The organism is Shewanella sp. Isolate8, assembly GCF_022398495.1.
Classification (GTDB): domain Bacteria; phylum Pseudomonadota; class Gammaproteobacteria; order Enterobacterales; family Shewanellaceae; genus Shewanella; species Shewanella aquimarina.
Genome location: NZ_JAKEVI010000001.1, coordinates 1,428,136 through 1,452,587 on the forward strand (window position 1 = coordinate 1,428,136; position 24,452 = coordinate 1,452,587).

The 24,452-nt window shown below is 51.3% G+C and carries 17 protein-coding genes; 5 read left to right on the plus strand and 12 right to left on the minus strand.

The genetic code is table 11. The annotated features are described in order from the left end of the window. Positions 1-642: 642 nt before the first annotated feature. The 3 genes from L1D43_RS19870 (at position 643) to drt3b (ending at position 6,555) form a co-directional block, all read left to right on the plus strand. Complete coding sequence (locus L1D43_RS19870; protein ID WP_275659053.1) at positions 643-2,259, plus strand: hypothetical protein; 1,617 nt, start codon at positions 643-645, stop codon at positions 2,257-2,259. A gap of 1,041 nt (positions 2,260-3,300) precedes the next feature. Beyond that, entirely contained in the window at positions 3,301-4,566 is a 1,266-nt protein-coding gene (gene drt3a / locus L1D43_RS06370) for an antiviral reverse transcriptase Drt3a (RefSeq protein WP_239850372.1), read from the plus strand. A gap of 117 nt (positions 4,567-4,683) precedes the next feature. Then, positions 4,684-6,555 carry an antiviral reverse transcriptase Drt3b gene (drt3b, locus tag L1D43_RS06375; protein ID WP_239850373.1) on the plus strand — a complete coding sequence of 624 codons (1,872 nt, stop codon included), beginning with the start codon at positions 4,684-4,686 and terminating at the stop codon, positions 6,553-6,555. An 812-nt stretch (positions 6,556-7,367) separates the two neighbouring features. Here the strand turns inward: drt3b and L1D43_RS06380 are convergent. From L1D43_RS06380 to hyaA, 12 genes are all read right to left on the minus strand, one after another. Then, a complete protein-coding gene (locus L1D43_RS06380; RefSeq protein WP_181006099.1) occupies positions 7,368-7,532 on the minus strand; it encodes a hypothetical protein in 165 nt (54 codons plus the stop codon). Positions 7,533-7,557: 25 nt separating this feature from the next. Continuing rightward, the gene (gene hypA, locus L1D43_RS06385; RefSeq protein WP_239850374.1) at positions 7,558-7,908 is read right to left on the minus strand and encodes a hydrogenase/urease nickel incorporation protein HypA; all 351 of its coding nucleotides are present in this window, start codon (positions 7,906-7,908) and stop codon (positions 7,558-7,560) included. Beyond that, positions 7,908-8,918, minus strand: a complete 1,011-nt coding sequence (gene hypE, locus L1D43_RS06390; RefSeq protein WP_239850375.1) for a hydrogenase expression/formation protein HypE — start codon at positions 8,916-8,918, stop codon at positions 7,908-7,910. The genes hypA and hypE overlap by 1 nt, the downstream gene beginning before the upstream one ends. Before the next feature lie 2 nt (positions 8,919-8,920). Continuing rightward, positions 8,921-10,036 (minus strand): hydrogenase formation protein HypD, encoded by a 1,116-nt coding sequence (gene hypD / locus L1D43_RS06395; protein WP_239850376.1) that lies wholly within the window; start codon positions 10,034-10,036, stop codon positions 8,921-8,923. After that, complete coding sequence (hypC, locus tag L1D43_RS06400) at positions 10,033-10,281, minus strand: HypC/HybG/HupF family hydrogenase formation chaperone (RefSeq protein ID WP_239850377.1); 249 nt, start codon at positions 10,279-10,281, stop codon at positions 10,033-10,035. The genes hypD and hypC overlap by 4 nt, the downstream gene beginning before the upstream one ends. 2 nt (positions 10,282-10,283) lie before the next feature. Next, entirely contained in the window at positions 10,284-11,096 is an 813-nt protein-coding gene (gene hypB / locus L1D43_RS06405) for a hydrogenase nickel incorporation protein HypB (RefSeq protein ID WP_239850378.1), read from the minus strand. Positions 11,097-11,209: 113 nt separating this feature from the next. Then, positions 11,210-13,573, minus strand: a complete 2,364-nt coding sequence (gene hypF / locus L1D43_RS06410; RefSeq protein ID WP_239850379.1) for a carbamoyltransferase HypF — start codon at positions 13,571-13,573, stop codon at positions 11,210-11,212. A 1-nt stretch (position 13,574) separates the two neighbouring features. Continuing rightward, positions 13,575-15,332: a NiFe hydrogenase gene (locus tag L1D43_RS06415; protein WP_239850380.1), complete on the minus strand. Its 1,758-nt coding sequence runs from the start codon at positions 15,330-15,332 to the stop codon at positions 13,575-13,577. Then, positions 15,313-15,876, minus strand: a complete 564-nt coding sequence (locus L1D43_RS06420; protein WP_239850381.1) for a HyaD/HybD family hydrogenase maturation endopeptidase — start codon at positions 15,874-15,876, stop codon at positions 15,313-15,315. Before L1D43_RS06420 ends, L1D43_RS06415 begins: the two co-directional genes overlap by 20 nt. Before the next feature lie 11 nt (positions 15,877-15,887). Further along, entirely contained in the window at positions 15,888-16,559 is a 672-nt protein-coding gene (gene cybH / locus L1D43_RS06425) for a Ni/Fe-hydrogenase, b-type cytochrome subunit (protein ID WP_041511453.1), read from the minus strand. Positions 16,560-16,569: 10 nt separating this feature from the next. Then, complete coding sequence (gene hyaB, locus L1D43_RS06430) at positions 16,570-18,276, minus strand: nickel-dependent hydrogenase large subunit (RefSeq protein WP_041511452.1); 1,707 nt, start codon at positions 18,274-18,276, stop codon at positions 16,570-16,572. Between the two features lie 4 nt (positions 18,277-18,280). Next, positions 18,281-19,417 carry a nickel-dependent hydrogenase small subunit gene (gene hyaA / locus L1D43_RS06435; protein WP_041511451.1) on the minus strand — a complete coding sequence of 379 codons (1,137 nt, stop codon included), beginning with the start codon at positions 19,415-19,417 and terminating at the stop codon, positions 18,281-18,283. Between the two features lie 343 nt (positions 19,418-19,760). Here hyaA and L1D43_RS06440 point away from each other — a divergent pair, with 343 nt between their 5' ends. Both L1D43_RS06440 and hrpA read left to right on the plus strand, forming a co-directional pair. Continuing rightward, entirely contained in the window at positions 19,761-20,177 is a 417-nt protein-coding gene (locus L1D43_RS06440; RefSeq protein WP_011865564.1) for a CBS domain-containing protein, read from the plus strand. Between the two features lie 156 nt (positions 20,178-20,333). After that, on the plus strand, positions 20,334-24,221 hold the full coding sequence (gene hrpA / locus L1D43_RS06445; RefSeq protein WP_239850382.1) for an ATP-dependent RNA helicase HrpA: 3,888 nt from the start codon (positions 20,334-20,336) through the stop codon (positions 24,219-24,221). Positions 24,222-24,452: the final 231 nt, after the last annotated feature.

The window sequence follows — 24,452 nt, forward strand, 5'->3', positions numbered from 1 at the left end:
TCACTAAATTAGAAACGCACTATACGCCGCTTTTTTGAAGAAATAAACTGTCAATGTTTTGCCGCGAAAACCGCCCGTCATAATTGCATCAAGTCGATGTTTATAAAGAAATAAACTTTATTTAGCTTTGTCTGATGTTGGTAAAAATGACGCCGTCATTTTATTAGCAAAAAGCCTGTTTTTTGACTCTTCGTGGGGAAAGTTTGGAGAGTTGGCATTGTTTTTGACTAGCGGTTTGATGGCTGAGATGGGATTAATGGGTGGTGATTTGGTGAGCGATTTAGGCGCTGGTTTTGTTAATTGTCTGTCCAGCGTATGCCTGTATAGGTATCTACATAGTGCAGTTGAAGCTCGCACCTTCTAGGCTATCTACGCTTGTACGGCGGGTGCAGTACATGGAAGTAGCAGTGTACTGATCATAGGGATGTGAACATAGGAATGCGAAAGAGCAGAAGTGTACATATGTTGCAATTTTGTTTTCTTTGGCGGTGAATTCGTGGTATTCAGTTTGCCTGTGCACCAAGGTTACGCGGTCATCCTTGATGAAATCCAAGGAAAACTCTGTATTTCGCACATTTATTTTCAATTAAATTATTGACTTACACTGGGGCTTTTTAGTTAGTCGCACAAAAGGAACTTGGATTGACTCATTTTTTGGCAAAAAAGGCCATTTGTGGAAATGACCAAATCAATCCTTCCTTCCCGATGCTAAATCGTTACAACGCCCAGGAAAAAGGAAGCTCAAGGGGAAACCGAATGTCTTTATCACCAGCTTTTTTAAGCCGGATCCATCGTCTGTACACAGGGTTGAGGAATTTCGCCCATTCATCGAAACCGGCACTCATAGTGCTGGCCTGCTCCATGGGCGCACTGCAGGGCTGTGACGGTAGTGAAAACGGTCCGACTGCGCGACTTACGGCAATGGAATCGTCTAACGTGCCCGGCCGAATGGAACTCGATGGAAGTTTTTCCGTTGCAGGCGGTGAGAGAAAACTGGTTGCTCATACTTACACAGTAAAAAACCTGGATACGGGCGAAACCGTCTATGGGCCGGTTACCATTCAGGGCGGGCCTAACCGGGGGCCGCTCAAAGTCCACCCCTACGCCGATACCGCCTCAACCAATGGTGTCAAAGACGTTTCGGGGAACTACCAGGCGACGCTCACCGTCATGGACGATGTGGGCCAAATGCACACCGCAGTGACAAATTTCGAACTGGGTGGAGCGGTTTCGTACGCTATCGAGGACTGCGATGCAACCTGTTCTCTTGCCCCCGCCAATTCAAACCAGGTGGTTTGCAGCCTAAATACCAGCTGTAATCAAGCGGTTTTCTGGACCAACATTGCAACCCAGGCAAGTCCCCTCAACAGCGCCATAGATGAGAATACAACCTTATGGATACAGGCTATCGGTGCCGGAGGAGGTAACGGCACTAACAATTCAGTAGGCGGCGGGTCGGGAGAAGGCGGTAAAGGAGGCTTTGCACAGATGGTAACCACAGGCACCGAGTATGGAAATATTTTCGGCAACGCGATTTTCTACTACTACTTGGGGCAAGCGGGAAGTCACGATAGCAGCGGAGGGGCCGGAGGCGCTGCCACGATCGTGACAAGCTTTGAGCCGGACGGCTCCCTGTCGCACAATGAGATAGTTCTGATCGCCGGCGGCGGTGGCGGTGGCGGCGAGGGCAGCGCCTTCTACAGCGGTTCTATGCAAGGCGGCGGCGGTGGCAACGGCGGCTTCGCGTATTCAAGCCAGGTTGGCAAATCGGCAACCGGCGTAGGCGCAAACGCCTTTTACGATGGCCTGCCATCTTTGGATGGGTCTTGGTTCACCAATACCAACGGCATGGGCGGGGGCGGAACCGATTGCACGGAAGGCGTGGCCTGCGGGGGCGATGGCCATAATGGTGGGTATCAGGGATTCGGCGGAGCGTCGGGAGGTTCGGGTTCCGAAGGATCAAAGGGCTGGATAAACGGTGGCCCCAATCTGGCTGTTAATGCCGGCAAAGGTGGTGAGGGCGGTAACCCGGCCACCTGCGGCGGTGGCGGCGGTGGCGGCGGCTATGGTGGCGGTGGCAGTGGTACCGTATATGGCACGGACGCTTCTGGTGGGGACGATTACCGATGCTATGGCGGGGGCGGTGGCGGTAGTTATGCGATGCCTTCAACCAGGACGGACAGCAAGGCCCCGACTTCCTATGCAGGAAACTCCGGAAACGGTGAAGTGCTTTTCATCTTCAACACCAATCCCTCATAGAAGGTGCCTGATACATGCTGGCTTGAAAAAGCATCAAGACCAGCAAGTCGACTAAAGTCGTTTGAGTCATTTGCCAAAAAGCAGCTAATAAATAAAGTGTCGGCTAGGCGACACTTTATTTGGCTGTTAAACAAGCCAGTCGCTTTAATAGATAAATTGCTTTGATGCGCACTATAGGAGATTTGAAGGTCGCACCTTCATTGCAATCTATCACCTGCGGTGGGCTTATGTGCAGATACATCTGCTACACGCCGTGAATACTTCCTTGTAGGCTCGACGATGGCATCTGACCTAAATGGATGTAGGAAATGCCAATAAATGTAGGGAACATTTTTGGCCCTGCCATCGACGTCCGCAGATGCATCTACACTCGATATCTAGCGTCTCTTCGATTTAGCGTCATTAGGCTGGCATTGAGACAAGCGATTATTTCTCTAGAAAAAAACAGGCGAATATGTGACATAACATGTTGATAGCCATTAACAAGATAGATTAAAGTACCACCACTTAAGGACAGGGCTAGGCCAAATTGGATCAGACATCTACCACGCCAATCAGGGAATGAAAAAGCCTATCAACATGCTTCAATCGAATCCCTCAAAAAGTTAACTCTTACCCCATTTATTTAGGATTTAGTTGGTTAATCATATGGCATAAAAGGCCTCTGTATTAATTATGTTCAGCTGTTTAGGGAAAGTTGAAACGATACTTTATTATCAAGATCCACACTTTATAAATCGAGATTAAGCTGTTAGCAGTTAATTGTTAGATCTACATGGCTTCATCGCTTAGCAAGATGTTGCTGTTCAATATGATATTGATGCAAAGTATCTGGCTATATTTAGATGCTGCCGCAGGCATATGTATTGCATTTTCTTGGGTTTGCAGCCTTTGCTCTTGTTGGTGCACGAGGGTTTAACATGTGCAGCAGTTAGTTTACCTTTGTCTAATTTTGGCTATATGTCATTAAGTTTAAATAATTATTTATCTAGCTTCTTGATTGGTATAGTATCAGGATAGTATTTTTTGGTAGAGTCGCTAATGAATAAGCAGTCGTTCAAGGAAGAGAATTTACAGGATGTACTTGGCCTCAGGAATAGAACATCTAAGTCTATTGCCAAGAAAAGGGAGCTTATCGATTTAGCGACGGTTGCCGAACAGATATCATTAGGGACATTTAGACTTCAAGATCTAGATTCACATCCGATTAAACAAAATCCTATATACACTCCTAATACAAAAGAAGATGATATTGTTTTATCAAAGTTAAATCACAATATAAAGTCAATCTATAAAGTAAAACAAAGCGATAGACATACTATTGTTAAACAGATCATATCTCTCTTAAAGGAATCTACGCCAAAATATATATATAAGTTAGATATTAGTGAGTTTTATGAGTCGATTGAACCAAGCTTGTACTGTGATAAAATATTAGGTGATAGTATAATATCATCAGAGTCTAGTTATATTTTAAAAGAGTTTTTAACTGCTGTTGAGAATAGTGGTGTTGTCGGTTTGCCCAGAGGTATTGGCTTAAGTTCAACATTGTCTGAACTGGCTATGAGAGATTTCGATAAAAAGATAAAGTCTAATAATCGAGTGTATTTTTACACTCGATTTGTTGACGATATTTTGATTATGGCCTCAGAGAGGCTTGAGTTGAAATGTGATGTAATTAAACACCTGCCTAAAGGTTTAAATCTGAACTGGAAGAAAACTAGATCTTTAAAGGTTCTTAGTTGTTATTGTGGTGAATCATGTCGTTGCAATAAAGATAAATGTGCGTGTTTTGATAGATGCAGTTGTAGTAAAAAAGATAAGGTTGTAATCAATTTTAGTTACCTGGGGTATAAATTTTCATTCCCAATGCTTTTAAAAAAAGGGAAAGGGCAAGAAGATATTACAGTTGGCATGTCTCAATCGAAAATAAATAAAATTAGGAATAGGATTTATCTTAGCTTTAAGTTTTATGAAAACAGTGGGGATTATAAACTACTAGAAAATAGAATCAAGTTCCTAACTGGAAATCATTTTATTTCACAGGGCAAGCATAGGACAGATAGAATGAAGTCTGGTGTTTATTATAATTATATTCATTTGACTGATATTTCTGCTTACGAAGAGTTGGATGTTTTCTTACGAAGGATGATATTTTCATGGAAGTCAACAAAGCATATTCTAACTGACATTAATCAAGGTAGGTTGAATCAATTGTCATTTGTTTCTGGTTTTAAAAACAAGTATGTGACAGAGTTTAGTGGTACTCAGGTTAACAAAGTTAAAGGGTGTTGGAATAATGGATAAAGTTATAATAAAAAAGCATGATAAGTATCGATTCCTATTAACTGACACGTTACCATATGAAACGCCATTGTTTTTTTCTAATCTTGGATTTTATTGGTTTCTAAAAAAAATTATAGTATGGATTCATATTTAAAAGATATCTTTATCGGTGATATGAAGAATACTTATCAACCATATAATTTCAGGATTAAAAAGGGGGAGGATAAGCACAGAGTTATAAGTGTAGCACATCCAGCATCACAATTTTCTATATGCAATTTGATTCATAATAATGCCGAGTTAGTTACGTACTTGTGTTCAAAGTCAAACTTCAGTATCCGAAAGCCTACTAGAGTGGCATCTTACTTCTATCAGAACAAAGGGTTAACAGCTTTAAATAAGGAGTGCGAGGAAGTTAAGGATAATGATGTTGAACAGCAAAAATCTATTTCAGATGAAAGTTATTCAGAAGACAAGTATGGTACATCATATTTTTCATATGATGGTTATACACTGCTTTACAAGTTCTTTAGTTCTTTGAAGTTTCAAGCGGTAGAAAAAAAATATACAAATTTTTTAAGGTTTGATGTCGCTAAGTGTTTCAGTAGTATTTACACGCACAGTATTAGTTGGGCAATTAAGGGTAAGAGTTTTTCAAAGATTAATGCTGGTTCCTACTCCTTTGATGATCAGTTTGATAAAATCATTAGGAATATGAATGAGGGAGAAACAAATGGCATTATTGTCGGGCCAGAGTTTTCAAGAGTATTTGCAGAAATAATTCTTCAAAAAATTGATACTGAAGCTGAAAATAGACTGTTAAAACTCGGTTATAGAAATAGAGTTGATTACGAAGTAAAAAGGTATGTAGATGATTTTTTTGTCTTCACTCGTAGCACAGAAACGGCTGATGATATTTATAATACTTTTATAGATGTTTTGTCTGAGTATAAGCTTTTCGTAAATGAGTCAAAAGACTTTAGAGATACAAGGCCTTTTATTACGAATCTAACAATTGCAAAAACAGAGGTCGCTGATGTACTTAGTGAGTTTTTCAAATCAATAAAAAGGGACCGATCTGATATTTCTAGCATTAAAGATATCGTATCAACCCCTTCCATACAACACATATATAAGCCGTATACAAGATCTAATAACTTAATTACTAGATTTAAGTCGATAGTCAAAATTAACAATGCTAGTTATGATGCTTTTAGCGGATTAGTAATGACTATATTTAGATCTAGAACTACAAAGTTGTTAGAGGAAGTTGAAAAAATTTCTGATATGGAAAAATATAGTCCCGTTTATAGAAATTACATTATATTCCTTTTGGATTTTCTTAGTTTTATTTATGTGATGAGTACGAGGGTGAGGACTAGTCATATAATGTCTCAGATTTTTGTTGTCATACGTGGGATAAATATTAAGCTATTAAAATCTGATCAGTTAGAGGTTGAAAAGAAACTTAGAGATGAAGTGAAGCTTTTTGTTAGGCTTGCAATTGAATGCGATAAACCAAGAATCGAATTTGTTAATTCACTTATATCTTTGAGAAGTCTATTCGGTGAAGATGTATTGGATGACTCTCTAATTCTAGATTTTTTTAATACAAGCAAACAAGGATGCGGCGTAGATTCATTAGATTATTTTGACCTGACTAGCTTGATGTACTTATGTTGTTTAGATGGTAATAATATTGACATTGTTACTGCTGCATATAGTAGTTTAAAAAAGAGAATATCTGCTTGTGACTCTCCCAAAAACTCTTCGGAGCTAATACATTTGTTAGTTGATTTAGGTACTTTCCCATTCATAGATGAGGAACAATATAAATCTGCTTTAAATGTTTATTTACTCAAAGAGTATGGAGCCGTGCCACCAAATGACAAAGTAAATCGCATGTACAACTCTATTAGAAAGCAACGATTCTTTGTTGATTGGAGAAAAAATATAAATATTAATAAGATGCTTCAAAGAAAAGAGATGCAGAGAGGCTATGATTCTTAATGTTTTGATGGTAGGATTTACGTGCCTTCTCCGTTGATGAATTCATTCATTATTAAGGGCTGAAATTAACATTGAACCGCAAGTTTTTTGTCGTCAGTCTCTGAGGCTATTAGATGAGCGACTTGTTTATGTGCTAACGCATTTAGACTCGAAGTGAAATCTAGCAATCTCCTTACTTCGGTTTGGGGGACGAGATTATGGGAAGCGGATTGTACCGTTGGGAAGGTTCCACAAAAACTGGACTACGAATAATCTAGTCGCAAACACACCAGCGAGGAGGCACCAAATTGTACAGAGTAAGGATGCTTGTTTGTTGTTAATAGACATCATCCATACTCCTCATTTTGAGGTATTAGGGGGTCAATGAAATACGGGCCATTCCACATCAAAATACTGCCATTCATATACTGACTTGTACTAGCTCAGACTTGATAGACTCGTACGAGTTGGATTTCATTTAGTCCAACTCAACTTATCCGAATCTGCTGACTTCGAGCTTCAACTCTACCGGTTTTTGTCCAAAATGAGTTGAACAGTGGCAAGGTTTTCGGATGAAGCACTAAAAAAGTGTCTGTTCGAGTCGTTTAAGCCGGATTTAAGTTTATTGAGGGGAGAGGGCGCAAGTTGCTAGCTCTTGGGGGAGTGAGCAGTGGATGATTTGCTGAAGCTTGTTTGCCAACACACAGTCTTGACCGTTAAAGCGAACCTATTCGAAGCTAACAGAATCAAAGCTAGCTTTGGCTAGACGGATCAAGATAGCGCTAGACTCTGGGGAGTCTAACGCTGTCTTTACGCTTAGGGTAACGCTTGTGTTATGAGCGTTTCTTCCACAGCATCACGCCGGCGACGATGATCACCAGCGCTATGATGGGGAGTAGGTCGTTAAGGTGGTGGAACAGACCTATGCCATTGTGTCCTGGGTGTGCCCAGGCCGCCGCAGGAAGAAGGCTAGCGAGTAGTAGTGAGGCTTTTTTCATTGTAATACTCCATATATGTTTGGTTTTATTCATCGGTTTCTAGCTCTAGTTGCATCAGCAGCAATTCTTCCCCTTCGATGATGCGGGTCTCATAGCTGTGACAACTAGGACAAATGACACTTCGTTCTTTAATGGTATGAGTGCTTTGGCAAGCCTGGCACTCGAGCACCAATTCCTGATGTAGAATCTCAAGTTTCGCCTCTCTGGCGCGCCCCTCCAACTTGAAGGTTTCAAACGCGGTCGCTAGTAGGGCGGGTTCGACGCCGCTGAGGACGCCGATCTTTATCACCACCTTAGTGATCTTGCTCGCCTGATTGGCGATGGCGTGCTGTTCACACTGTTCCAGCAGGGCGGTGACAATCGAATATTCGTGCATTAACAGATCCTTGGCAGCAGTTCACCCTGGGGCAGGTCGAGGTAGCGGCTGCTGCCCCATGGTGTCTTGAGCACCACTTTGCCCGGATGGGGTTCTTCCACATGGCCTATGATGGCCGCCTGCTGGCAGTGGCCGTAGCGCTGGATGATCTCCAGTGCGCCGTCGGCGATTTCACCCGGCACCGCCAGGATGAAGGTGCCTTCGTTGGCCAGGTCATGGGGCTCGAAGCCATAGAGCTCACACAGGCCCTTTACTTCGTCACACACGGGGATCTTGCTCTCCTCGACATTGATGCCGACATTGGAGGCGCTGGCCCATTCGTTGAGTACCGCCGCCAGGCCGCCACGGGTGGCGTCGCGCATGGCGTGCACTTCGATGTTGCAGGCGATCAGCTGCTCGACCACAGGCCAGAGATTGGCGCAGTCGCTGACCAGCTCAGATTCCAGGGTGAGTCCTTCGCGGGCCATCAAGATGGCGGCGCCGTGACGGCCTATATCGCCCGAGACCAGGATGGCATCGCCGGGACGCAGATTTTTCACCGAGATCTGTGGTTTCAACACGCGGCCTACGCCAGAGGTGTTGATAAACAGGCCATCGGCGCAGCCCTTAGGCACTACCTTGGTATCGCCGCAGACGATGCGGGTGCCGCTCTTGTGCAGCTCCTCGGCCATGCTATCGACGATGGTTTTCAGATCCTTGATGGCAAAGCCTTCTTCTATGATGAAGCTGCAGCTCAGATATTGAGGTTCTGCGCCCATCATGGCGAGATCGTTGACCGTCCCGGCAATGGCGAGCTTGCCTATGTTGCCACCGGCAAAAAACAGCGGCGAGACGGTGAAGGAGTCTGTGGTAAAGGCGGCCTGACCCTCGAAGTGGAGCAGGGCGGCGTCTTCTTCGCTCGCCAAAATCGGGTTATTGAAGGCCTTGAAGAAGATCGACTTGATCAGACGATTCATCTCCTTGCCGCCACCGCCGTGACTGAGTTGTACGGTTTTTTCATTATCGGCCATGATTAGACTCCGTTATAGCGGTAATAGGCGTTGCAGGCGCCTTCCGAGCTGACCATGCAGCTACCGAGTGGCGTTTCTGGGGTGCAGCCGCGGCCGAAGACCTTACAGTCTTTCGGCTTGGCGATACCCCTAAGGATGTCGCCGCACTGACAGGCCTTGTGATCGTCGATATCGGGCACGTTCAGCTTCTCACGGTAGATCACCTCGGCGTCGCGGTGGGCAAATTCAGGCTTTAGCATCAGGGCGGACTCGCCCAGCGGCCCCAGACCGCGCCAACGGAAATGCGGCCTGATGGTGAGGTATTGATCCACCTTCTGCTGGGCATGGACGTTGCCTTCCTCGCTCACGGCGCGGCTATATTGCACGTCTAACTCGGCGACGCCATCGACCTTCTGCTTGACGATGCGCAGGATAGATTCCATCACATCCACAGGCTCAAACCCAGATACCACTACGGGCGTGCCGTATTGGTTAACGGCCGGGCGATAGAGCTTGGCACCCGAGATCACGCTCACGTGAGCCGGGCCGATAAAGGCATTCACCTTGGCCTGGGGATCGGCCATCACGGCGTCGATGGCTGGCGGCACCAGCACGTGGTTGATATGAAACAGCAGGTTATCTATCCCTTGCTGCTCGGCCTGTTCGATCAGCACCGCCGTCATGGGCGTCGAGGTCTCGAAACCTATGGCGAAGAAGATCACCTGCTTGCCAGGGTTTTCCTTGGCGATGGTCAGGGCATCCAGCGGGTCGTAGAGAGGGCGAATATCGCAGCCCTTGGCGCGAAACTCTGCCAGACTGCCGTTGGAGCCGGGCACGCGGATCATATCTCCCAGGGTCACCAAAATCACGTCTGGCTGTGAGGCCAGGATGGCGGCGTGGTCGATGCGCTCTTTCGGCATGACACACACGGGACAGCCGGGCCCATGCACAAACTCGATATTGTCTGGCAGTAGCTGGTTGAGGCCATATTTCATGATGGTGTGGGTATGACCGCCGCACACCTCCATGATGTAGATGTTGCCGTCGTGCTTGGCGGCGTGCAGGGCGATCTCCTTGGCCAGATTGTGTATGGTCTCGGGATCTCTAAAGCCCTGATATAGCTGCTTGAGCGCTATCATGACTGGGCCTCCTGCTCATTCATCTTTTCGACGATCTCCTGATACAGGGCCAGGCTCTGTTCGGCATCGGCCTTATCTATCTTGTTCATCACGAAGCCGATATGGATAAGCACATAGTCGTCGAGCGCCAGCGGCTCATTCATCAGGTGGCTGCTGACCTTACGCTTGACCCCCAGGGTCTCGACGGTTACGGCCTGCTCCTCGGGGTGGAGTTCTACGATTCTTGAGGGGATGGATAGGCACATGGTTATTGGCTCCTGTGGGCGTTTAGCCAGTCGACCACGGCGCGCATGCTGTCGCCATCTTTGATGGAGGTGGTGATCACCTCGGCATCAGGGTTGAGACGTTTGACCTGGGCCCTGGCTTCTTCGACGCTAAAGTCGAAGTGTTGCAGCAGATCGGCCTTAGTGATCAGTACCAGGTCGGCCTTGCGGAACATTACCGGGTATTTCTCAATCTTGTCGTCGCCCTCGGGGACAGAGACCAGCACTATGTTGTAATGGGTACCCACATCGTAGGAGGCGGGGCAGACCAGGTTGCCGACGTTTTCCACGAAGCAGATGTCCAGCGGGGCCAGATCCACGTGATGCAGGGCGTCGTGCACCATGAAGGCGTCCAGGTGACAGGCCGAGCCGGTCTGGATCTGAAAGGCGGGAATGCCCTTGGCGGTGAGGCGGTCGGCGTCGCGGGAGGTCTCAAGATCGCCTTCGACCACGCCATAATTGAGCTCTGTATACTCTTTGAGGTGTTCAAGCAGTGTGGTTTTACCGCTACCTGGACTGCTCATTAGGTTGAAGGCGGTGATATTGTGGGCCTCGAAATGGGCACGGTTATGGGCCGCCTCGTGGTCGTTCTTATCGAGGATCTTATGGATGACAGACAGTGTCTTCTTGTCATTGAGCTGAGGATTGCTACGAACCGTGCCGTGGTCGTGATGATGCCCGTGGCTGTGTTCATGACCGTGTGCGTGGCTATGATCATGTTCGTGGCTGTGAGCATGGTGGTGATCATGCTCATGGCTGTGATCCCGGGTAATAGAGCAGCCGCAGTCTTTACACATAATGAACTCCATAAATCTAAGGCGTTTATGCCATTTTGCGCTAGGGACCCGGTGACTTCATTGACCCGGGTCAGTTTTAGGCAAAGTCCTGTTAATCAAATTGGCTCAAACCGTTAGCGGAATGCGTTTTCCGTCGACGTTTGCGCCTCGTTATCTTGGTGAATGGCGTACCAGAGTTGCCCCAGGGCAATGCCGCCATCGTTAACCGGTACCTGATGTGAATCCAGCACCTTAATCTTAGCCATGCTCAATCGTTTACGTGTCTCGCTGAGCAGATAGCGGTTTTGAAATACGCCGCCGCAAAGCGCCACGCTAAGGGCGCTATGTTTACGCGCGCAGTCGGTCACCGCCTGTGCCAGGGCGTTCATGAAGGCGCGGGCGATAAGGCTTATGCCATCGGGCTTGTCCTGCCAATGCAGCAGGGCATCCACCATCTGCTCCCACAGGGATGCGAGCTGCCAGACCCCATCCTCTTCGCTCAGGCTAAAGACAATGCCTGATCTGCTAAGCTGCACGGCGCTGATCTCGTTGGCCTTGGCCTCGATCAACATGCCGGCCTGGCCTTCAAACTGGGTGGTTTGCATCAGGTTCAGCAGGCAGGCGGTGGCGTCGAACAAACGGCCGATGGAGCTGGTCATCTGGGTGGCGACGCCTTTGTGCCACAGGGTATGCAGGTTACCGATGAGGCTCGTGGGTAACTCGCTGAGCGCCTTGAGTGGCAGGTTTTTAAGCGTTTCAGGCGAGTAGCGTTCAAACAGCAACGCCAGCATGATACGGCGAGGGTCTTTAATGGCCTGCTCGCCGCCGATCAGCGCCATGGGGCTCAGATGGGCGACGCGCTGGTAACCGGACACATCGGCGATCATGGCTTCACCGCCCCAGAGCTGGCGCCCATCGCCGAGGCCCGTGCCGTCGAAACTAAAGCCCAGCACCTTGTCGCTAGTCTGGTTGACGGCCATGACGCTCAGGATGTGGGCATAGTGGTGCTGCACCTGAGTGCAGGGAATGCCTAGTGCTTCCTTCTGCGCTAGCGCCCAGACTGTCGAGGCGTAGTCGGGATGTTTGTCGCTCACCAGATGTTTGGCACTGAACTGGTAGAGACGCTTAAAGGTCGCCAGGGTGTCGATAAAATATTGCTCTGCCTCCAGGCTGAAGAGATCGCCGATATGGGGGCTGAGTACCAGGTTATGATCAAACCCGAAGGCGATGCTGTTTTTCTGCTGGGCGCCCACCGCCAAGGTTTCCTGAGGCACAGCCTGTGGCAGCGCCAGGGTCAGCGGCGCATAGCCGCGCGCCAATCGAATAACCTGCAGCTTGTCATCCACCATCTGCACTACGCTGTCATCGCAGCCGTTGAGGATCTCGCGGTTGTGATCCAGCACGGCGTCGACCACCTCGCCAAGCAGCGCGAAGATATCCTCGGCATGTGTGATGATGGGCTCACCGCTGCGGTTGGCACTTGTGGCCACCAAGGGGCGGTTTAGCCTAGTGAGTAGCAGATGGTGTAAGGGCGTATAAGGTAGAAACAGCCCGAGTCGGTCTATGCCGGGGGCCACTGCCGGGCTGAGCAGATCGCAGCTGGGCGATTTTTGCAGCAGGGTGATGGGCCGCTCGGCGCTTTGCAGCAGTTGCCACTCGGCGTCACTGCCTGTCGCCAGGTTCTGGGCCATCTCAACTGAGGCGCACATCACGGCGAAGGGCTTGGCCGGACGCTGTTTGCGTCTGCGTAGTCGCTGCACCGCTTCATCATTGGTGGCATCGCACACCAGGTGAAAACCGCCCAGTCCCTTGATAGCCAGGGTCTTGCCCTGGGCAAGTAGTTCTACCGCCAGATCCAGTGCGTCGTTTCTTTCTGCCAGCGGCATTTGCCCTGCGTCTAACAGGCTTAGCTGCGGGCCGCAATTTGGGCAGCTTACTGGCTGGGCGTGGTAGCGCCTGTCCAGCGGGTCTTGATAGGCCGCGGCGCAGGCATCGCACATGGCAAATTCGGCCATGGCTGTGTTGGGCCTGTCGTAGGGCAGGGCGCGGATCAGCGTGTATCTGGGGCCGCAGTTAGTGCAGTTGGTAAAGGGGTACTGGTAGTGGCGGTTGCTGGGATCCATGATCTCATCGAGACACTCCTGACAACTGCTCTTGTCGCTCGATACCGCCACCACAGCCTTGGCGTCGGCCTGGCTGTGGGTGATTTCGAAGCTGTCACAGTCCTGTAGTGGGATCTCGACCTGGCTCAGGCTGTCGATGCGCGCCAAAGGTGGTGGTGTTTCGTTAAGCGCCTCGACGAAAGCCTTGATGGCTTGGGTTGTACCCTGTAGCTCTACGGTGACGCCCTTGCTGTGGTTGAAGGTCAGGCCCAGCAGGCCAAGCTCGGTGGCCCAGCGGTAAACGAAGGGGCGAAAACCGACCCCCTGGACGATACCTGTGATGTCCAGTCTGACTCGCTTGGTCGCCTCGATGGACGCTTGCAGCTTGGCAGACATGCTATAGCCTACGTTTCTTCAGCAGTAGGGCACCGATAGCATGGTTGTTGCCATCAATTTCCAACTGCTGGTTGTGTTTGAGGGGGAAGTTTTTGCCCACACGCAGTGCGACGCGCTGACACAATACCGGGTTAGCCCATTCGCTACCGGCCAGTGCCACCGACTTGACCCCCAGGTTAAGATCCAGATGTTCAATCCAGTTGGCTAGGTAGTCGGCGAAGGAGTCGTGCATGCCAAAGGCCAGTTTTTGGCTGTCCCTGTCGTCGGCCAGACGGAAGCTGATCAGCGTCCCCAGCGTCTTACACCAGTTGAGGCTGCGATAGGCCTCGCCGCGGGTGAGCGGATAGTCGATGCGCGGCGAGTTGCTGCCTCTATGGGCCTGGGCGGCGGCCATCAGGGCGTCGTTGAGATCGCCTACACTCAGGGAGCGGCTCTCGAGGCCCAAGATCACCGCACCAACGGCCCAGAGGGCGCTCAGGCTATGGCGCTCTGCGGGAAGTTTCAGGTCCAGCAGCCTGAGGTAGTCTTCGGGATAACGCTGCTTAAACTTCTCCAGCACCTTGCGCTGTGGGCTCTGCTCCAGCTGATGATAGATGTCGTAACCAGTCTCGGGCAGCTCGGGCAGGGCGAAGAAACGCTCGGCTTCACATTTACCGTCCAGGGTGTAGATGTGCCCGCCATGATCGCGGCTGAGATAGATGATGGCGCTGTGCTTACCTAAGCCATGCTCGAGATTGACGCTGTGCAGGGCGCACATTGCCAGCTCGTCATCACTCAGGGTACTCGGTGTCATTGCGCTGTGGCGCGTGTTCACATCGCAGCTTTGCTCAAGTAGGTAATGGCCACCCTGTTTGTCGCTGTGGCTTGCGTAGTAACTCGTGTCTTTGCCGTTGAGCAGCACAGCGTCATGTAGCGGCTGTTTGGGCGAGTCGATGCGCAGGCTGTTTGGCGCTTTCGTGTGGATCTCAGCCCATTGGCCATCGATATAGGCCAGCGCCTCACACTGGGCGGGATCGTTCAGGTAGACCCAGTCTGTGCCATGCTGGCGTAGATGCTCGGCCAGGATCACCAAGAGGCGGTTGTAGGCAAAGCAGAGATCGTACAAGGGCTGCTTGAGTTTTGGATGATCTTTGATGGGCCGCACGCAGATGAGAGGTTTCTCTATGCTCGACAGTGCCAGCACCTGAGGATCGCTGAGGTGGAACTGGGCATTTAAGGTGTTGGGATTACAGATAAGCAGGCGAGGGCGCGCCGGGCCGTCAATTGGGCTAAGGCATAGATGAACGCCGCCTGCCAGCTTGAGTTCGCCCTGGGTGAGCAGGCGCTGATACATGGCCTGAATATCACCTGCGGTGAGGCCGCGATACGCCTCATGGATGCGAAGCTCGCCGTGGCAGCAGTCACAGCCGAGATCCAGTTGGCCAAATGCTGCAGCCTGATTGTCGCCAAAGTGGGGCGCACACTGCTGGCAGAACTCCTGGGTCAATGGCTGGGTTGCCAAGGGCTCGGTACTGCCGCTTGGCGCGTCGACCAGGGCGATGCGCGAATCTGTGAGCCAGACTGAGATCAGAAAGTCCTGGGCTATCTCATCGGCCAGGGTTTCCAGCTCGCTCTGTTTGCCCTCGGCCTCGATAAAATAGGCGCCGCCCTGGTAGCCGATATGGATGTTTAGTTCACCGTAATTTAGGTATCGGTTACATAAATGCGCGTAAAGCGGCACCTGCCGTGAGCAGGTAAATTCAAATTTGATTGTCTTCATCTAGGGTTACACCGCGCTTATAAGAATCTGGAATGAGCGTTTCTATAGCCAAGTCGTTGATGCGTTCGATCTCGAATCCGAGGGACTTGAAATGGGTGAGTATTGTCGTTTCCATCAGGGGAACGGCGGCGGCGACACTCGGGGTGAGTCCCAGTGTCATAGGTTCGAGTACGGTTGGCGTACAGCCAAGTACGAAGGTTTTCGGTCTGTCTCCGACCATCTCCATCATGGTCAATGTTTGTAACATCTCCACCTCATGTGCGCTTCCTTGCCAATCGATTTCACTGGGAGCCTTGTCGAAATCGAAAAAATAGACCTCTCCTGGGCCGACGCCGTGGGCGTTGACCGTATCTACCACCACAAGATAGTCGTATTTACAGATAATGGGAATTAGCCCTTGGGCTAAGGTGCCACCATCCATCACATCGAGTTGATGCGACGGATGGCTAAAGCGATAGTTTTCTTGCAGGTAATTGACAAAATGTACGCCGATCCCTTCATCGGCGTACAGCACATTACCAATACCGAGTAACAGTATTTTCATGGCGCCCTTATTTAGTGTTTCTTAGGATGGTAGTCATAGCCAGAGACGATGGAATCTACCGAATTATGTTTAAATCTGATGCCGGTCCAAACCGCCATATAGACGTGGATCACCACAAAGATAATAAACACCCAAGTAAAGTAATGGTGCCAGATCCGTACCTGGGCCAGGCCACCCATGGCACCGGTCACCCAGGCCGCCATGTCAGCTAACATGCCGCCAAGGCCGAGATGATAGACGTTGGCGTACAGTGCCAGACCAGTGATGCAGATCAGCACCGCAATCACAGACACGGCAAAGTAGGTGACAAACTGCAAGGGGCCATACACGCCTTTCTTGTCCAGGTGTCCCATCCAGAGATAGGACTTGAGCTGCACTATCCAGCTGTTGACGCTGGTGACGTCCTTGAAGGAGCGCCGCTCAATGTCACTCTTGCTGAAGAAGAACAGGTAGGCCCTGGCAATTGTGATGGCACATAGCACGAAGCCGAAGATCAGGTGGGCAAATCTTACCCACCCCTGTACCAACACATCCGTGCTGCTCGGCGCCACCAAAAACGGCCAGGCAATATAGAAGCCTGTTATGACAAGAACCAGTATGGAGAGCGCTCGCAACCAGTGAAAAATCCTGATCGCGGCGCTGAAGATAAAGGCTCTCTCATAGGGTACATTGGTTGTAGCCATGAGTTGCTCCTTAGTTATTGCCGTTTGGGTCGATACGGAACTCACCCAGATCTTGGCCCTTATAGTCCATCACATGTACCGAACAGGCCATACAAGGGTCGAACGAGTGAATGATACGTATCACTTCCAGTGGTTTAGTCGGGTCTTCCAGCTTGAGGCCTAACAGGGATGCCTCATAGGGACCTACCTTACCGGCAGCATCCACAGGGCCCGCGTTCCAGGTGGTAGGCACCACAGCCTGATAGTTCTCGACCAGACCGTTCTTGATGCGGATCCAGTGGCTGAGCATGCCGCGTGGCGCCTCGATCATGGCGTGGCCCACATACTCCTTACTTGGATCTATCTCAGGCTGCACATAGGTGGCTTCGTCTACCAGCAGGTTGTCGATCAGCGCATCGAAGGTTTTGAGGCCCTCTTCGGCCACAATCACCGTCTGTAACATACGCGCCGCGGTGCGGCCGAGCGTAGTGAACAGGGCTTCAACCGGCAGGCCAGTGGCTTCCAGCAGGCCATTGACCGCATCGACCACTACCTTGTTACCACGGGCGTAGCTGACCAGCAGGCTAGAGAGCGGACCCACTTCCACCGGCTCGCCTTGGTAGCGAGGCGACTTCACCCAGCTGTACTTGCCGTCGCCATCTAGGGTAGGCAGCTTGCCGTAGACGGTGTCGCGCTCCACAAAACCTGTGTAGTTCGGCACTGTGGTACCGTCATAAGGATGCTGTGGCTCGTTGGCGTCATACCAGGCGTGGCTTACGTCTTCTTTAATCAAGTCTGGGTTGATGTCGGTGACATTGGCCAGATCGCCGTTCATGATCACGCCTTGGTCGAACATGTACTGACCATCGGCAAGCACGAAGTCGTTGGTGGCCAGGAAGTTCTTCACGTTGACGCCGCCCAGTACGCTAGGCTCGCCGCCGAAGGCTTCGGCCGCCATGACGATATCCGCCTTATAGGCGCGGTGAATAAAGTCGGTCACGATCGCGTGTTTTTGTTTCCACTCCTGCAGGCGGGCAGGGCTGAGCATGTCGCGCACCGAGGTGACACCACCGACGACCAGTGACTGTGGATGCGGCTGCTTACCACCGAAGATGGCCAGCATCTCGGCGGCAACGCGCTGTACTTCCAATGCCTTGAGGTAGTGTGACAGGGCGATCAGGTTCTGCTCTGGGGTAAACTTATAGGTGCCGTTGCCCCAATAGGCGTTGGCGAAGGGGCCAAGTTTACCGGTTTCGACGAAGCCCTTGACGCGCTCTTGTACCGCGCGCAGCTCTCCCTCGCCGGCGGCGATGGGGTTGTGGGTATATTTCAGGGCAACCTGGGCGGCAGCGGCCGGATCGGCGCTCAGGGCCGAGACCACATCTACCCAGTCCAGACCATGGAGGTGGTAGAAGTGCACTATGTGGTCATGCATATAGAGCGAGGTCTGCATGAGCGACCGCAGGTACTTGGCGTTCAGCGGGATCTTCACCCCTAAGGCGTTCTCCACGGCTTCGGTACCGCAGCGATAGTGTGAATAGGTACAGACACCACAGATACGCTGCACGATAAGGCCCACGTCCATCGGCGTACGACCCTTGAGGATCACCTCGATGCCGCGCCACAGAGTGGAGGAGGACCAGGCTTTTTGAACAACATTATTTTCGTCGACTTCGACCTCGATACGCAGATGGCCTTCGATACGAGTGATAGGGTCGATAACTACACGTTTGCTCATTGAATTAGTCCTCCTTCGAATTGGCAAATACGCTGGCAACAGCGTGAGCGCCGATACCTACAGCTGTGGCACCCAAGATCACTGCGCCGACGGTATCGGCCGTTGCGTCCAGCCCATGAAGGAGCTGTCTGCCAAGGGGTTTTTCAAAGTCGGCCATGTCGTCCCAGAAGTTAGGCTCGGAGCAGCCCATACATCCGTGACCCGCAAGTACTGGCCAACTGGTGTGGTGATTGAATCTTTCTGTGGGGCAGTTGTTATAGGTATAAGGCCCTTTACATCCCACCTTATAGAGGCAGTAGCCTTCTTTCGCGCCTTCATCGCCGAACTGCTCGACAAATTCACCGGCATCGAAGCGACCACGACGCTCACAGTTATCGTGAACCCGTGCGCCGTAGGCCCACTTAGGACGGTTGAACATATCCAGCGCAGGCAGTTTGCCGAACATGATGAAATACATCAGGGTGCCGACAATGTTCTTCTCGCTAGGTGGGCAGCCACCTAAGTTAACCACTGTCTTGTTAACTACCTTATCGACGCCTTTGGCGCCGGTAGGGTTAGGGGCGGCGGCCTGTACACCACCGAAGGAGGCACAGGTACCGACTGAGATGATCGCCGCGGCGCCTTCGGCGGCGTGGTGGATGATCTCAAGGCCAGTGTGACCCTTACAGCCAACGGTGAGGAAGGCACCGTTGTTGGCGGTAGGGATAGCGCCCTCTACGGCCAGCAGGTAGTTACCCTTGTAGGCTTCCAGTGCGTGTTCCAGGTTCTCTTCGGCTTGCCAACCGGCGGCGGCCATCAGGGTTTCATGGTATTCCAATGAAACGTGGTCGAAGATCAGCGAGTCGAGGTTAGGGGTATCGGCACGCACCAGAGATTCTGAGCAGCCGGTACATTCGGCCATGTGCAACCAGATCAGTGGCACCCGGTCGGCCAGCTCGGCGGCTTCGGCGACTAAGGTGCTAAAGGGGAGCGGTAACGCCAACATGGCGGTGACGGCGGCGCTCCATTTCATAAAGTCTCGGCGGGTGATGCCATGCTCTTCCATCTTGTCTTGCAATGTCTGAGCATGACGAGGCGCCAAGCGACGTAACTCTTCGAGGCGTGCTTGGCCTTGTTGATATAAGGCGGCATGTGTGTCCATGGTTAACCCTTTGTTTTCATTTTGATGCGAAAATGTAGTGGCACGATTCAGTAACTTAGTTTAGGCCTCAAATTCGGCGCGATTGTTGATGTATGTCAACATTTATAAACCTTGTGATTCGCAAGGGCTTTTAAGCTTGCATAGGTATGAGCTGGATCAAGTTTATTTAAAAACATGGGACAAAATGTCCTATTTGCTAACAATATTGGGAGTCAGCTCAAATTCTTGTGCTGTTACGCAAATGTTTGTTTTCTTTGCTTATAAATAAAATTGGTTAAAACTTCGGCTTTTTAGACCAACCTTAATTACACTTAAGGTGCGGACACGATTAAGGAGTCAGAATATGGAATCGATGAAAGTCGTTGATTATATGGATCGCCAACCGGTGTTATTACAGGCAGACATGACACTGGCGGCCGCGGTCGAAAAGCTGCTCTCACAAAAAAAATTAGGCGCAGCCGTGGTCGATGCACAGGGTCATTTGGTGGGGTTTTTGTCGCAACAAGATTGTTTAGCCGTGATGTTAAAGAGTACCTATCATTGCGATCTCACCGCCAATGTGAGTGATTGCATGCGCACCGACGTGCTGACTGTCTCTAAGGATGAGCCCATCATCAGCCTGGCCGAGCAGATGCTGCTGCCAAAGCCAAAGATCTATCCGGTGATCGACCAGGGCAGGGTGGTCGGCATCATAGACAGAAATGCCGTGTTGCGGGCGATTAACACCTCAATGCAGGAGTGTTATCTCAAGCCTGCCTAAGTTAATGCTTATGTTCACCTTTTTATCTGTCGGCCTCATACAGTAAGCCGGATAATCGGGTGAACAAATTCGCCCCTCTGGGGCGATTTTTCATATCAAAATGGCGCGTTCCTTGGTAGGATCCCGGCTTTGTGTTTTGCTATATGGGTCTTTCCTTTGAATTCGCCACGTCACCCGCTGTCTCATGCCTTCCTCAACCAGTGTTTCCAGGCCGATGCCTCTCGCATCAAGCGCCGTCTTCATCGACTGAAAAAACAAGCCGACGGCGAGCAGAAAGATGAGGCGCTGGCCCTGCTGGAGGAGCAGGCCATTGCCGCCGCGGCCAAGGTCGAGGCCCGTAGGCAGAATCGTCCCGAGATCAGCTATCCCGATGCTCTGCCGGTATCGCAAAAACGCGGCGAGATAGTTGAGGCGATAGCAGGCAATCAGGTGGTGATTGTAGCCGGTGAGACGGGCTCGGGTAAGACGACTCAGCTGCCTAAGATCTGTCTCGAACTGGGCCTGGGCACCCGCGGGCTTATCGGTCATACCCAGCCAAGACGACTGGCCGCCCGCAGCGTGGCGACTCGTGTGGCCGAAGAGTTAAACAGCCCACTGGGCGAAGTGGTGGGCTTTAAGGTGCGTTTCGCCGATGCCATCAAGCCGACCTCTTACATCAAGCTGATGACGGACGGTATCTTGCTGGCGGAACTGAGTTCAGACAAATATCTGGATCAGTACGACACTATCATTATCGATGAGGCCCACGAGCGAAGCCTGAATATCGACTTCATCCTGGGTTACCTCAAGAGCGTGCTCAAGCGCCGTCCAGATCTCAAGGTGATCATCACCTCGGCCACCATAGACGTGGAGAGATTCTCCAAGCATTTCAACAATGCGCCCGTGATCGAGGTGTCGGGCCGTACCTATCCGGTTGAGACCCGCTACCGGCCTCTGGTTCGCGAGCAGGATGAAGACTTAGATCTCACCGATGGCATCTTCGCCGCGGTAGAGGAGCTGATGGCCGAAGGGCCGGGGGATATTCTGATCTTCCTCAATGGTGAGCGAGAGATTCGTGACCTGGCCGATCAGCTCAACAGGCAGCAGTACCGTGATACCGAGATCTTGCCCCTCTATGCCCGTCTTTCCTATGGTGAGCAGTCAAAGGTATTCAAGAGCCACCGTGGCCGGCGTATCGTGCTGGCTACCAACGTGGCGGAAACCTCATTAACAGTGCCTGGCATCAAGTATGTGATCGATCCGGGTACGGCGCGCATCAGTCGTTACAGCTATCGCACTAAGGTGCAGCGCCTGCCGATTGAGCCTATCTCTCAGGCCAGTGCCAACCAGCGTCAGGGCCGTTGTGGCCGTGTGGCGCCGGGGATCTGTATTCGCCTCTACGACGAGACCGACTTTAACAATCGCCCCGAGTTTACCGATCCTGAGATCCTCAGGACCAACCTGGCGTCTGTCATATTACAGATGCTCTCTATCGGACTTGGCGATATCGAAGGCTTCCCCTTTATTCAGCCGCCCGATGCCAGATACATTCGCGACGGCTTCCTGCTGCTGGAAGAGCTGCAGTCGGTGCGCAAACAGAAGGGGCAGCTGCAACTCACCCCTCTGGGGCGTCAGCTGGCGAGTATCCCGGTCGATCCACGCCTGGCGCGCATGGTGGTGCAGGCCAAGGAGTATGGCTGTTTGCACGAAACCTTGGTGATCACAGCAGGCCTATCGATTCAAGACCCCCGCGAGCGTCCTATGGACAAGAAGCAGGCCGCCGATGAGGCTCACCGACGCTTCAGCGATAAGGACTCTGACTTTATCGCCTGGGTGAAGCTGTGGGATCACATCAAGGAGCAACAGAAGGCGTTGTCTGCCAGCCAGTTCCGCAAGCTGTGTAAGCAGGAATTTTTGGCCTACTTGCGGGTGCGTGAGTGGCAGGATCTCTATACCCAGTTACGTCAGGCGGTGCACGATCTCAAGTGGAAGCTCAACAGCGAGCCTGCCGACTATGAGCTGCTGCACAAATCTCTGTTGACCGGTCTGCTGAGTCATATCGGCTTCAAGGATAAGGACAACGAATACCTGGGGGCGCGCAACCGTAAATTCTTCGTCTTCCCCGGCTCGCCGCTGGCGAAGAAGGGGCCTAAGTGGATCATGGCTGCCGAGATGACCGAGACCTCACGTCTGTTTGCCCGCTGCTGCGCCAAGATCCAGCCGGAATGGGTCGAGCCTCTGGCCGGCCATCTGGTGAAAAAGAGTTATGTGGAGCCCCATTTCGAGGCCAAGCAGGGCAGTGTGATGGCGCTGGAAAACCAACAGCTCTATGGCCTGACCATAGTCAATCGCCGCCGGGTGCAATATGGCCCCATCGAGCCTGTCGAGGCCCGGGAGATCTTTATTCGCAGCGCGCTGGCCGAAGGGGAGCTGCGCACCAAGGAGGCGTTTTTCGTCAACAACCGTGCGCTTATCGACGATATCGAGGCGCTGGAGCACAAGTCTCGCCGCCGCGATATCTTGGTAGACGAGCAGGCGCTGGTGGATTTCTATGATGCCCGTATTCCACAGGGGATCTACAACGCGCCTAAGCTATTAACCTGGTGGAAGCAGGAGAAGAAACGTCAGCCTCATCTGTTGGATTTCGAGCGTGACGCGTTGATGAAGCGTAGCGACGATCATGTCTCGGCGCTGGACTTCCCCGACAGCTGGCATCAGGGCAACTTTAATCTGCCGCTGAGCTATCACTTCGAACCGGCCGACGTGGATGATGGCGTCTCTGTGCATCTGCCAATTGCGCTGCTGAATCAAATCGAGGCCCAGGGCTTCGACTGGCTGGTGCCTGGCCTGCGCGAAGAGAAGATCACCGCGCTGATCAAGTCCCTGCCTAAGACGCTGAGGCGTAACTTCGTGCCGGCGCCGGATTATGCCAGGGCCTGCCTGCAGGCAATGGCTAATACTAACAGCAGTAGTGAGATGAGCTTGCTCGACGCCATGTGTAAGCAACTGCTGCGTATGAGCGGCGTGCGTATCTCAGCTGATGATTTCGATCTTACTCAGCTCGCGTCCCATTTGCTGATAAATTTCAAGGTAGAAGATGATAAGGGCAAGTTGCTGGCTCAGGGCCGCGACCTTGAGCAGTTGAAGGCGCAGCTGCAGGGCAAGGTGACCCAGGCGATACGCAACGTGGCCGAGAGCGGCATAGAGCAGAACGAGCTGACTCAGTGGAGCTTTGGCGATCTGCCCAAGCAGTATGAGAAGAAGCGTGGTAACTTCCAGGTGAAGGCGTTTCCTGCGCTAGTGGATAATAAGACGAGTGTGGCGATCAAGCTGTTCGATGACGAGCATGAGGCCGGTCGTTGTCACAAGGCAGGTTTACAGCGCTTGTTGCTGCTTAACATGCCATCGCCAGTGAAACATCTGCAAAACACCCTGCCCAACAAGGCAAAGCTGGCCATGTATTTCAATCCCTTTGGCCAGGTGCAGTATCTGATCGACGATATCCTATCGGCGGCGGTGCAGCAGCTGCTCGATGAGAAGGGGCTGGATGTACGCAGCGCCGAGCAGTTCGAGCAGGCTAAAGATGTCGTGCGTCAGGATCTTAACCCTACGGCGGCCAAGATAGCCTTGCAGGTGGAGGAGATCCTGACCCTGTATCAGAAGGTGAAGAAGCGCCTCAAGGGCAAGATCAGCCTGGATATCGCCTTTGCCATGAGTGATATTCAGACCCAACTGGATAACCTGGTATTCAAGGGTTTTGTCGAGCAGTGCGGCTGGCAGCGTCTGGCGGATTTAATCCGTTATATCAAGGCGATAGATAATCGTTTAGACAAACTGCCAGTGGATCCAAACCGTGACCGCCTGCACCTGCACAGCATCAACAATGTACAGCAGACCCTGGTGGCCCAGCTGGCCAAGGTGCCTAAGAGTGCAGCCGTGCCCGAGGCGCTGCAGGAGGCGCGCTGGATGATAGAGGAGTACCGTGTCTCCTGTTTCGCCCAGGTGTTAGGCACCGCCTATCCGATTTCGGAGAAGCGCATCCTCAATCGCATCGCCGAAGCCTAATCATTGTCATAAAGACTAAGGAAGCACCCGCAACGGGTGCTTTTTTTATGCCCGTGAAAATCACGCCTACCCCCATCGATATATTTTAACGATTTAGATCACACTTTGACTTACCTATTCGCCGTTTTATGACTATGTTTTAGTTGTTTATGAATAGCTAATTTATTCATTTTGTTGCTTTCTCAATCGAAATTGCTGTGTAGGAGAAGTGATCTGAGTTTTATCTGCCGC

Bases quoted from the DNA above. Each gene is read 5' to 3' on its own strand.
- L1D43_RS06380 (WP_181006099.1), bottom strand. From the start codon at position 7,532: ATGAAAAAAGCCTCACTACTACTCGCTAGCCTTCTTCCTGCGGCGGCC.
- hypD (WP_239850376.1), bottom strand. From the start codon at position 10,036: ATGATAGCGCTCAAGCAGCTATATCAGGGCTTTAGAGATCCCGAGACC.
- hypF (WP_239850379.1), bottom strand. From the start codon at position 13,573: ATGTCTGCCAAGCTGCAAGCGTCCATCGAGGCGACCAAGCGAGTCAGA.
- L1D43_RS06420 (WP_239850381.1), bottom strand. From the start codon at position 15,876: ATGAAAATACTGTTACTCGGTATTGGTAATGTGCTGTACGCCGATGAA.
- hyaA (WP_041511451.1), bottom strand. From the start codon at position 19,417: ATGGACACACATGCCGCCTTATATCAACAAGGCCAAGCACGCCTCGAA.
- hypA (WP_239850374.1), bottom strand. From the start codon at position 7,908: ATGCACGAATATTCGATTGTCACCGCCCTGCTGGAACAGTGTGAACAG.
- hypB (WP_239850378.1), bottom strand. From the start codon at position 11,096: ATGTGTAAAGACTGCGGCTGCTCTATTACCCGGGATCACAGCCATGAG.
- drt3a (WP_239850372.1), top strand. From the start codon at position 3,301: ATGAATAAGCAGTCGTTCAAGGAAGAGAATTTACAGGATGTACTTGGC.
- drt3b (WP_239850373.1), top strand. From the start codon at position 4,684: ATGGATTCATATTTAAAAGATATCTTTATCGGTGATATGAAGAATACT.
- hypC (WP_239850377.1), bottom strand. From the start codon at position 10,281: ATGTGCCTATCCATCCCCTCAAGAATCGTAGAACTCCACCCCGAGGAG.
- hyaB (WP_041511452.1), bottom strand. From the start codon at position 18,276: ATGAGCAAACGTGTAGTTATCGACCCTATCACTCGTATCGAAGGCCAT.
- L1D43_RS06415 (WP_239850380.1), bottom strand. From the start codon at position 15,332: ATGAAGACAATCAAATTTGAATTTACCTGCTCACGGCAGGTGCCGCTT.
- hypE (WP_239850375.1), bottom strand. From the start codon at position 8,918: ATGGCCGATAATGAAAAAACCGTACAACTCAGTCACGGCGGTGGCGGC.
- cybH (WP_041511453.1), bottom strand. From the start codon at position 16,559: ATGGCTACAACCAATGTACCCTATGAGAGAGCCTTTATCTTCAGCGCC.
- L1D43_RS06440 (WP_011865564.1), top strand. From the start codon at position 19,761: ATGGAATCGATGAAAGTCGTTGATTATATGGATCGCCAACCGGTGTTA.